The organism is Phormidium tenue FACHB-1050, assembly GCF_014696925.1.
Taxonomy (GTDB): Bacteria; Cyanobacteriota; Cyanobacteriia; order Pseudanabaenales; family Pseudanabaenaceae; genus Pseudanabaena.
The window spans coordinates 56,175-66,042 of the sequence record NZ_JACJQY010000031.1 but is presented as its reverse complement, the minus strand read 5'-3'; the positions used below and the strand labels follow the sequence as shown (position 1 = coordinate 66,042).

At 42.7% G+C, this 9,868-nt stretch carries 15 protein-coding genes and 1 tRNA gene; 4 read left to right on the top strand and 12 right to left on the bottom strand.

Annotation, left to right across the window (positions count from 1 at the left end; genetic code table 11):
- Nucleotides 1-363 precede the first annotated feature (363 nt).
- The 4 genes from H6G05_RS17310 to H6G05_RS17295 form a co-directional block, all read right to left on the bottom strand.
- Nucleotides 364-687, bottom strand: coding sequence for a hypothetical protein (locus tag H6G05_RS17310; protein WP_322096386.1), 324 nt, complete (start codon nucleotides 685-687; stop codon nucleotides 364-366).
- Nucleotides 662-1,009, bottom strand: coding sequence for a hypothetical protein (locus H6G05_RS17305; RefSeq protein ID WP_190579730.1), 348 nt, complete (start codon nucleotides 1,007-1,009; stop codon nucleotides 662-664). The genes H6G05_RS17310 and H6G05_RS17305 overlap by 26 nt, the downstream gene beginning before the upstream one ends.
- Before the next feature lie 4 nt (nucleotides 1,010-1,013).
- Nucleotides 1,014-1,292: a hypothetical protein gene (locus tag H6G05_RS17300; protein WP_199310615.1), complete on the bottom strand. Its 279-nt coding sequence runs from the start codon at nucleotides 1,290-1,292 to the stop codon at nucleotides 1,014-1,016.
- A 177-nt stretch (nucleotides 1,293-1,469) separates the two neighbouring features.
- Nucleotides 1,470-2,315: a response regulator transcription factor gene (locus H6G05_RS17295; RefSeq protein ID WP_408962482.1), complete on the bottom strand. Its 846-nt coding sequence runs from the start codon at nucleotides 2,313-2,315 to the stop codon at nucleotides 1,470-1,472.
- Between the two features lie 207 nt (nucleotides 2,316-2,522).
- On the opposite strand from H6G05_RS17295, the gene H6G05_RS17290 reads away from it, so the two are divergent.
- On the top strand, nucleotides 2,523-2,951 hold the full coding sequence (locus H6G05_RS17290) for an NUDIX domain-containing protein (protein WP_190579728.1): 429 nt from the start codon (nucleotides 2,523-2,525) through the stop codon (nucleotides 2,949-2,951).
- A 311-nt stretch (nucleotides 2,952-3,262) separates the two neighbouring features.
- Nucleotides 3,263-3,335 (top strand) — tRNA-Glu (locus H6G05_RS17285).
- Nucleotides 3,336-3,409: 74 nt separating this feature from the next.
- On the opposite strand, the gene dapB is transcribed toward H6G05_RS17285, so the two are convergent.
- The 5 genes from dapB to H6G05_RS17260 all read right to left on the bottom strand — a co-directional run bounded on the left by dapB (nucleotide 3,410) and on the right by H6G05_RS17260 (nucleotide 6,018).
- Entirely contained in the window at nucleotides 3,410-4,228 is an 819-nt protein-coding gene (gene dapB / locus H6G05_RS17280; protein WP_190579727.1) for a 4-hydroxy-tetrahydrodipicolinate reductase, read from the bottom strand.
- Nucleotides 4,229-4,361: 133 nt separating this feature from the next.
- Entirely contained in the window at nucleotides 4,362-4,697 is a 336-nt protein-coding gene (locus tag H6G05_RS17275) for a XisI protein (RefSeq protein ID WP_190579725.1), read from the bottom strand.
- On the bottom strand, nucleotides 4,685-5,101 hold the full coding sequence (locus tag H6G05_RS17270; RefSeq protein ID WP_190579723.1) for a XisH family protein: 417 nt from the start codon (nucleotides 5,099-5,101) through the stop codon (nucleotides 4,685-4,687). Before H6G05_RS17270 ends, H6G05_RS17275 begins: the two co-directional genes overlap by 13 nt.
- A 65-nt stretch (nucleotides 5,102-5,166) precedes the next feature.
- Nucleotides 5,167-5,565: a hypothetical protein gene (locus H6G05_RS17265; RefSeq protein ID WP_190579721.1), complete on the bottom strand. Its 399-nt coding sequence runs from the start codon at nucleotides 5,563-5,565 to the stop codon at nucleotides 5,167-5,169.
- An 81-nt stretch (nucleotides 5,566-5,646) separates the two neighbouring features.
- Complete coding sequence (locus H6G05_RS17260) at nucleotides 5,647-6,018, bottom strand: cupin domain-containing protein (protein WP_190579719.1); 372 nt, start codon at nucleotides 6,016-6,018, stop codon at nucleotides 5,647-5,649.
- 258 nt (nucleotides 6,019-6,276) lie between these two features.
- Here H6G05_RS17260 and rpmB point away from each other — a divergent pair, with 258 nt between their 5' ends.
- A complete protein-coding gene (gene rpmB / locus H6G05_RS17255; RefSeq protein WP_094535250.1) occupies nucleotides 6,277-6,513 on the top strand; it encodes a 50S ribosomal protein L28 in 237 nt (78 codons plus the stop codon).
- A 49-nt stretch (nucleotides 6,514-6,562) separates the two neighbouring features.
- Complete coding sequence (locus H6G05_RS17250; RefSeq protein ID WP_190579717.1) at nucleotides 6,563-7,444, top strand: prephenate/arogenate dehydrogenase; 882 nt, start codon at nucleotides 6,563-6,565, stop codon at nucleotides 7,442-7,444.
- Between the two features lie 22 nt (nucleotides 7,445-7,466).
- On the opposite strand, the gene H6G05_RS17245 is transcribed toward H6G05_RS17250, so the two are convergent.
- The 3 genes from H6G05_RS17245 to H6G05_RS17235 form a co-directional block, all read right to left on the bottom strand.
- Nucleotides 7,467-8,057 carry a Uma2 family endonuclease gene (locus H6G05_RS17245; RefSeq protein ID WP_190579715.1) on the bottom strand — a complete coding sequence of 197 codons (591 nt, stop codon included), beginning with the start codon at nucleotides 8,055-8,057 and terminating at the stop codon, nucleotides 7,467-7,469.
- 53 nt (nucleotides 8,058-8,110) lie between these two features.
- The gene (locus H6G05_RS17240; RefSeq protein ID WP_190579713.1) at nucleotides 8,111-8,581 is read right to left on the bottom strand and encodes a low molecular weight protein-tyrosine-phosphatase; all 471 of its coding nucleotides are present in this window, start codon (nucleotides 8,579-8,581) and stop codon (nucleotides 8,111-8,113) included.
- A gap of 111 nt (nucleotides 8,582-8,692) precedes the next feature.
- Nucleotides 8,693-9,847, bottom strand: coding sequence for an iron-containing alcohol dehydrogenase (locus H6G05_RS17235; protein WP_190579711.1), 1,155 nt, complete (start codon nucleotides 9,845-9,847; stop codon nucleotides 8,693-8,695).
- Between the last annotated feature and the right edge of the window lie 21 nt (nucleotides 9,848-9,868).

Here is a 9,868-nt window from a genome sequence, read left to right as displayed (position 1 = left end):
TCCTTGTTAGACTTGGATTCTACTTCGATTAAATCTCATCCTAGATTTCCAGACCTTTGTTCATACGGTGCTATTGCTTACTAATTTTGTCCGAAGTATTGATGATAAATCTTGTGAATATTCAATTAAAAAATCTATAAATATTCATTAAAGTCATGGGTACTTTAATTTATTTGGTTTTCGCGTGTATTTTTGAGGTCTGTCAATTTAGATTCAATCAAATTAATGCGATCGCGCTAAGTGGCAGTTAAATTGGCAAGTAAAATTATTCCTAGTCCCCGTCAGCCTATTTCTAGTCAGTATCCTCAGCCCCGACAAGAAGCTACCATTTATCTACTTTGATTTTTAGAATTCATATATTTATCAAACCCTTTCTTTCGCTTTTTCATAAGCCAAATCATGCTCAGCAAAACTAATCACCTGCACCCGTTTCGGCGTAGGTGACTCATACACCCGATACACCAAACGAAAGCAAACACCGTTATAGTCAATCTCCAAGGCTGGATAATGCCTCAAATCACCCCGCAAGTCATGGCTCGGCACTCCCTGTGTTTGCACTGGATCAATCGCCAAAACAAACTGATATTTAGCGAGATCGTCCCGTAGAAACTCAGGTAACAGAGGTAAATCTTCAACACCCACTAGCGGATGTAACGTAACCCTATACTTCGGCTTTTTTGTAACCACGCTTCACCAACCATTCATTTAAAGCCTCTTCATCAATCTCATCATCCTCATGGACAACCGTGATCCACATAGACTCATCATCCTCATCCGCTAAACGGGCGATCGCCTTCGCCTCCGCAGACTGGGGCGCAAGCTCTGCACCCAAAGCTTGATAAACCTGCCATTTCTGCTCTTTAGGCAAAGTTTGAATCAGCGCCAGCAAACTCGCAAACGACACTTGAGCATTAATAGACAACAAAGCCGACTCCTGCGACTGCTCAATCACTTGAGAATCAACTTGTTCAGTTTGTTCAGCACTTACAGGCTTTTCAGTTACTTGCATAGATTTAACATTCCAATAATTGCTCTAACTCTCGCACCTCAGCCGCTATAAAAGATTCTAGCTTGAGCATCCGTCCCGTCGTCATCTCTGGCAACTCGTAAAACACCTCATCCTGCTCCACCACTCGATAACGACTAGCAGACAGATCGTACTTATTTGACTTGACCAAAGCCCGATCTACCCAAAACTGACGATTGAGGCGATTGATTTCATTTTGCAAAGGTGCAATTTTTTCGCTCAATTCCTTGAACCGACAGCAAATCAACAATAAGTAGCTAAGCATAATTAATTACAAAGCCCAACCCGTAAAGTTGCGCCTCTGCGGGGCGCAACTTTACGGGTTGGGTAATTTATTTTGCACAGGTACTTAGGCTATTTATGTCCATCCGCATCAATAAAAAATCTCTGGACTCCTATGCTTATTGAGAATGTACTGTAAATGATCGACGTATTTGCTTCTTTAATACTTAGCAAATGACCGACTGGGTGGAGCCGTGAATTGTGGAGGGCGATCGCTATTGGAATTATTCAAGTTTTGAGAATTTGGACGTAAAGGCGTTCGCATTAACGCTTCAGGATTAAAGCGATAGCCAATATTGCGGACTGTTTGGATTAGATTGGGCTGTTGTGGATCAACCTCTAGTTTTTTGCGTAACGATAAAACATGGGTATCCACAGTCCGTGGATTATTAATCTCATCTGGCCAAGCCCGTTGCAGAAGTTCAGCGCGACTAAGGGCTAATCCTTCAGATTGCGCGAGTACGTACAACAAACTAAATTCTTGAGGCGTTAAATCGATCGCATTGCCTTTGAGCCTTACTTGTCGCTGCACCAGATCGATCTTCAGCACACCATAGTCCAAACAAGCGGGAGGCGCAGATGTGCGTAATCTGCGGGTCAGGGCTTCCACTCTTGCCAAAAATTCTTGCATTCCAAAAGGCTTGGTCAAATAGTCATCCGCACCTGCCTTTAAACCTTCCACAATGTCAGATTCATTGGTACGGGATGAAATCACGAATATTAACGAACTTCTTTGCTTATGGAGCCAACGACATAACTCGATCCCATCCCCATCAGGCAGATCGGTACTCAAGATGACCAAGCTCGGCTGCTGTTTTTGAAATACCAGCTTTGCTTGCTGACAACTTACTGCTTGAAATACCGAATAGCCAATCTGCTGTAAATGCCAACCCAAGAGAGAGGCAAGATTCGGATTACCTTCTACAATTTCTATGCTGATTGGGATCAAAGAAATACTCTCCTGCCGAGTAATGCCTATAGCTCTCGGATTATGAAATTGCATCATAACTCAGTGTCAAGCTGTTTTTTGTAGCTGTAATTACCCTCTAGATGGCGAAAAGCGCTGTCAGAAACCTTATAGTTCACAATAATGTTGAGCTTGCTGATTCATTAAGGCTTCGCCGTAAAATAGGGAACTGATTATTGATGATGCGGCGAAGCCGCATCATCAATAATCGGGGTTTTCATTACTTACAACAACATTACTAATCCAGTGACTTATCGAAATCCTGTTCCCACGGTTGATATCATCATTGCCCTGCGCGATCGCCCCCATCAACCGATTGTCCTAATTGAGCGGCTGAATCCACCTCATGGCTGGGCGATCGTGGGTGGATTTGTTGATTATGGCGAACGTCTGGAAGATGCCGCAAGGCGAGAGGCTCAAGAAGAAACAGGGCTACAGGTGGAGTTAATCGACTTGCTAGGGGTTTATTCAGATCCTAGTCGAGATGAGCGTCTACATACGATTAGTGCGGTGTATATGGCTGAAGCAGTGGGTGAACCAAAGGCTGATGATGATGCTAAGTCTGTTGGTTGTTTTGCAGCTTGGGAAATACCTAGCCAGTTATGTTTCGACCATGCTCAAATCCTGCAAGATTATTGGCGCTATCGTAACTATGGTATTCGCCCCAAAATATAGCAAAAATCCACAAAGTGCTGGATTTTTGCTATATAGCGCTTTTCAAGCAAGCGAGGTACACAGGTTTGTTTCCCCGCCGAAGGCGGGGAAACAAACCTGTACTTCACTAGACTGATAAACGCTATAGCAATGCAAGAGATAGATAGGACAGATCAAAACCCAAAAGATGAGTGGCGGCGCGAAGCGCCGCTACTCATCTTTTGGGTTTTATGTCCTGAGCAAAACTTACATTGCTATATATACAAAAAAGTTTGCTTTAAGTGTTGACAAAGGTTCAGTCATGTATGTATCTTAATAAAGGTCAAGAACACGCCCCCATCGTCTAGAGGCCTAGGACACATCCCTTTCACGGATGCGACGGGGATTCGAATTCCCCTGGGGGTATTCTTGAACAATAAAAAAGCACTTGCAATGCAGGTGCTTTTTTATTGTTCAATTGCGCGAGATGCAGTGGAACTTTATAGTAATTTTTCTAAACCGTAAATAAGGGACTTGAGCGCAAGTACTTTGCGGACACAAAGCAACACACCTGCCATGTAACAAGTGCGATCGCTAGCATTATGCTCAATCTTTAAAGTTTCACCCATCGCCCCAAAAATTACTTCTTGACGTGCAACTAATCCAGGAACACGCACACTATGAATGCGAATGTTCTCGCCGTAGGTTGCACCTCTTGCACCCGTGAGATGTTCTTTTTCATCAACAAGAGCAGGATTGAAAGATTGCCCTAATTCTGAGAGCATTTGCGCGGTTTTGATTGCAGTGCCACTAGGAGCATCTGCTTTTTGATTGTGGTGCAGTTCGATAATTTCCACATGCTGGAAATATTTAGCAGCAGCGATCGCCGCCTGTTGCATCAAAATCACGCCGACGGAGAAATTTGGGGCAATGATACAGCCTGTACTTGCCTTGTCCGCGAAAATGGCGAGATCGGCAATTTGTTGTTCACTTAAGCCCGTTGTGCCGACTACAGGACGAACACCATAGGCGATCGCTGAGCGAATATTGTCATAAATAATGCTGGGATGTGTGACATCAACCATTACTGGTAATTGTGATTCTTGAGAGGCTTGGGCAAGCACGACTTCAAGATTGTCAGTCACAGGTATCTCTAATTCACCAATACCAATCACTTCACCGATATCTTCACCGATGTGCTTGCGACCGATCGCTCCTACAAGATACATATCGGGCGCTTGGGCGATCGCTTTAATAATTTCGCGCCCCATTTTGCCTGTCGCCCCAGAGACAACAACAGGGATTTGTGTATTGGTCATAAAGTATATTTTTGCGGGATTATTTTGCAGGTCTACTTTGGCTAAATATAGCGCTTTTCAAGCAGGCGAAGTATAGGGTTGTTTCCCCGCCTTCGGCGGGGAAACAACCCTATACTTCGCTATTTACTTTTGCCTAAGCCACACCATAGCCAGTATATTTGCGTACTGCTGGCTCTTGGAAGCCTAATACGATATCTTGCTTGGGGATGCCTGCGGCGACTAGTTCATCGGTTATGCCGTCCTCAGTGCCATCACGCTGTACCCAAAGACGATTACCAATAATTTCAATATGAATTAAGCAACCATGTAAATGTCTTACGCCATCCCAGCCATCAGACATGATCAGGTATTGTCCATGCTCATCATCAAAAACTGCAATGTTTCTTACAGGTACATTGGCATAGGTAATCTGTGTATAGGGTAGTAAGACAGTACGGATAATTTGTCGATAACTTGCTAATTTATCCATCGTTTTAATACCTCCATTTCTGGATCAAACGTTAACAATTTCAGAACTTGTCTGTCTAACAAAAGCTTACCAATCGTCTCCTCAAACAAATCAACAAAAACTGACTCACGTACAGCCAAATACAAAATGCGATCGGGTTCAAGCACGCTAAGAATGTTGTGATACAAAACATACTGACCTAAAGCATTTTCTAAATCTCGGATTTCAGATTGGCTAACAAAGCTTTTGATCTCTACTGCAATTTTCTGATTATCCTTTTCTGCTGCCAAAAGTTTCTCAGCACCTAAATCCACGAAAAAATCCTTTTTCCCCATGCGTAAACTTAGCGGATCATGGGTAATTGTCCAGCCATCCTTGAGCAATGCTGCTTTAGCGCTGTCATGAAACATATCTTTTGCAGGCATTTTTACCTCAAGACGCTGGGAAGTATCGCAAGTATTGCAGTGCATTTACGAGCTTAGCTTACAAGTTAACTATTTTTTGGGCTAATCGCTCTATGTGCGAATTTAATCCCTCCAACAATCGACAAGAAAATACCACAGCTTAAGATCGCTAATATTGTTTCCTGTGGCTTTGGAGAAATAATTACAATGAATCCTTGATCTTTAATCAATGACGAAAAGCTAGACACACAGAATGGCATTAAATACAGTCTAAATGTTTGCCAATAATCCACTTTGCTATCGCTAGCAGAGACGCTTAATATCAGAGCAGTGCCAATTACTACACTGATTCCTATGGCATTGATCCATATTTTAGGTGTCGGGTCAAAATAAAAAATGATGATAACTAAATACCAGATTAAATAGCACCATAAAATCAATTTGTTGAGTTTGATATCTCGAAAATATTTCATTAACCATTTCATTATTTTTATGCCCAGAAAATTACAATAAAAACCAAATAGGCTGAGTTGCTTGCGAAGTAAGCAACTCAGCCTATTTGGTTTTTAGGAAACCGATGCCCCGATCAGTACAGGTTGATATCCTGCGGTAGCTGGTGAAACGGTTGAGATAAAAACTAGTGGCTCATCGCCATCGTTGAATACTCCATGGACACAGCCAGTCGGTGCGATAACAATATCTCCTGCGGCGATCGCTGCGGTTGTACCTTGTTGATCTAAATAATATTTGCCTTTACCTTGCAAAATAGTCCAAGTGTCTTGCCCATGAGGATGAAGATGTGGGGCGATTTCCTGATTTGGCTTAATATACCAAGCTACAACGACGGTATCTGGTGACTCAGTGACAACTGAACGAATAGGCTCTCCGTCTGTTTCTTGAAAAAATTTAGCACTGTTGAAAATTCTGCTATTACTCATTTTTGCTACACCCTAAGCATGGCTGTAATTTGCCGACTTCGCCACTTTAGATTGTCCTACTCAATATCTTAGAAGTTTGTCTAACCAAATACCTGACAAAATCTTAGCTATAGTTACTCAAAGCCCAAAAGAAAGGCATCGCTCCTCAATGCCTTTCTTTTGGGCTTTAAACACTGAAAAATATTTTTCTTGATTGCCGAAGGATGCTTTGAGGTTGTAATATGGTTAGCTGGACTGAAAAAATAGGAGACTAGTACTATGAGTCGCGTATGCCAACTAACAGGCAAAAAAGCCAATAATGCCGTATCGATTTCTTTCTCACACAAGCGTCATAAGCACTTACAACACGTAAACTTACAAGACAAAAGAATTTGGTGGGAAGAAGGAAAGCGTTTTGTAAAATTACAAATTTCCACCAAAGCCATCAAAACTTTGCAAAAGAAAGGATTATCAGCATTTGCTAAGGAAGCAGGTATTGACCTTCGCAAGTTCTAACTCAAATAGGGTAGCAAGCACAAAGCGCTTGCTACCCTAAATATATTTTATGAACATTGGTATTGTTGGATTAGGACTAATCGGTGGTTCGCTAGGCTTAGATCTGCTCGCCTCAATGCAAGATCATAACCAAGCTCTAAATTATGTGTGGGGTATTAGCCGCAATCCTGAAACCTGTAAACAAGCAGAAGCGATCGCTGCCGTAAATATCGCTGACATAGATATTGAAAATATTCCCGATCGCATTCTTGCTCAAACAGATATCGTCGTCATCTGCACACCGATCGCCTCTATCTTGTCCACAATTACATTAATTGCGCCAAAGTTACCCGCTAATGTCATCTTTACGGATGTTGGCTCGGTCAAAGGTGTGATCGTGAAGCCTGCATCAAAAATCTGTCAGCAATTTAATCAGCGATTTGTGGGGAGTCATCCGATGGCTGGCACTGCCTTTCAAGGTATCTCAGCCGCCGAAAGAAATCTATTTCAAAATCGTCCTTGTGTTGTTACGCCTAGCGACGATCTTGATGCAGTGGTGAAAGTGCGATCGCTCTGGCAAGCAGTGGGCATGAACATCCATGAATGTAGTCCTGAAGAACATGATCGCGCTGTTGCGATGATTAGCCATGCACCTGTAATGATTAGCGCTAGTTTAATTGCATCCTGTCAGCAAGAAGGTGATGATCACGTTTTAAAATTAGCGCAAAGCCTAGCAAGTTCTGGCTTCCGTGATACTAGTCGCGTTGGCGGCGGAAATCCTGAACTAGGTCGGCTAATGGCGGAATACAATCAATCAGCAGTATTGCGATCGCTACATGCCTATCAGCAATCTTTGCAAGAAGTAATTGATTTAATTGAGAACAATCAATGGGACGAACTCGAAGCTTTTTTAGCTAACACTCAACGCGATCGCCCATTTTATATAGACTAATCTATCTGTTGTAGGATTTTCGCTAAAAGGACAAGCCTTGAAATAGATCCGCCACGGGAAAAGTAAACCCATTAATAACATCCTCGCCATCTAGAAAATCGCCTCGTTTCAGAAGGCGATCGGGTTCTTGTGCGGAACGATAGACCAGCACATAATGTTGGAGCGGATTGACAACCCAAACTAACCGAGTTCCATTGTCAAAATATTCTAGGATTTTGGTATTGATTTCTTCAACCGTATTATCAGGTGATAGGATTTCGAGCGCCAAATCTGGCGCACCTTCTAGGAAGCTTGTGGGAGGTTCGGAAATTCCTTGCAAGCGTTCTTTGGCAAAGAACGAAATATCGGGAGAGCGTTTATTGCCATTTTTCATTTTAAAAGCAGTACTCGAATCAAATAGTACTCCTAGCTTTTGGGAGGAGACAACCGCAAACAAAGCCGAACTCAAGACAATGGAAATATATCCATGCAATGCTCCTGAATTACCCATTACAACTAGTTCTCCGTCCACAATTTCATAATGACATGCATCATCTGGAAGAGACAGAAAAGCCGCATCTGTCCAGACTTTTTTGCTTGACGTGTTTATTACCTCTGGAAACGAAATAGACATATAACTTGCTCCTTTTCGCTGTTGATTTTGGGTTAGTAGAGCATTGCAAGATTTTAATGACTTTTTAAGGATTTGAGTAGACCACCACAGGCATCAAACAACAGATCGATTACGTAATTAAATCCATCTGCGCCACCATAGTAAGGATCAGGAACTTCTTTATCCGTGTGAGTTTCACAGTAGTCGCACATCATTTTTACTTTATCAGCGAATTTTCGCTGCGGATCGAGCGCGAGAATATTGCGATAGTTGTCCTTATCCATCGCCAGAATCAAATCAAATTCTCGCAAATCCATCGCCTCAAACTGTCTAGCTGAACCAACAAAATCTAAGCCACGTTCTTTGGCTGCGGCACGCATACGACGATCAGGTAGTGCGCCCACATGCCAGCCACCTGTTCCTGCCGAATCACAAATAAAGCGATCGCTTAGTCCTTCCTGATCAATCAAATGATTCATAATATTTTCCGCCGCAGGCGATCGGCAAATATTTCCGAGACAAACAAATAGAAGTTTTTTAGTCATATTTTATATTTCCTAACTCTGCATTTATGTGTGGGTTGGCTTTGCCGACCCACACATAAATGCGTTTCAGATTTCTAAAGATGCTGCAAAGCAGCACTTTATAGAAAGAAGTTAAGCACAAAGCACTAAAATTTTCTCGACAACTTTAGGCGTAACATCTTGATTTTCGCCTAAAGCGACAAAACCACGTTTCTCAAAGCGATCGATGATTTTGGGAATCACATCTAACCCTACACCATAGTCTGAGAGATGGGTAGGAACGCCGACAGACTCAAAAAATTCGCGAGTTTTGGAGATCGCCTGATCAATACGTAAATCTTCAGTACCATCGACCAGACCCCAAACGCGATCGGCATATTGTAAAAGCTTCTGACGTTTGCGATCGCGTCTAACAGTCAATGTATTTGGCAAGACAATCGCCAAAGTTTGAGCATGATCGATACCATGTAGAGCCGTTAACTCATGTCCGATCATATGTGTAGCCCAGTCTTGAGGCACACCCACACCAATCAGCCCATTTAGAGCCATCGTCGCACACCACATCACATTTGCCCGTGCTTCGTAGTTATGGAGATCCGCCAAGACCTTAGGACCTTCTTCAATCAAGGTTTTGAGGATAGACTCCGCCATTCGATCCTGTAATGGCGCATTGGCAGGATATGTCAAATACTGTTCCATTACATGAACATAGGCATCAACAATTCCATTACTGACCTGACGAATAGGCAAAGAGTACGTCGTTTCAGGATCTAGCACTGAGAATTTTGGGAATACCAATGGGCTAGCAAAGAAGAGTTTCTCTTGAGTTTCCCACTTAGTTACCACAGAAGCAGTATTCATCTCAGAGCCTGTGGCAGGTAAAGTCAATACTGCACCAAAGGGAATCGCCGCCTTTAGGGGAGCTTGTTTGGCACAAATATCCCAAGGATCGCCTTCAAAGGGAACTGCTGCTGCAATAAACTTTGTACCATCCACGACGGAGCCACCGCCTACTGCTAGCAAAAAATCAATCCCTTCAGCGCGAATCAGTTCCACCGCTTTGAGTAGAGTTTCTAGATGCGGATTAGCTTCAATCCCACCAAATTCCAGAAAGTTACGACCTGCTAGGGCAGCTTTTACCTGCTCATAAACTCCATTGCTTTTGATGCTACCACCGCCATAGGTGATGAGGATTTTTGCATCAGAGGGGATTTCTGCGCCAATATTCGCTATTTGACCTTTGCCAAATAAAATCTTGACTGGATTGTAAAAAGCAAAATTTTCCATGACTAACTCAAAAACATTAAA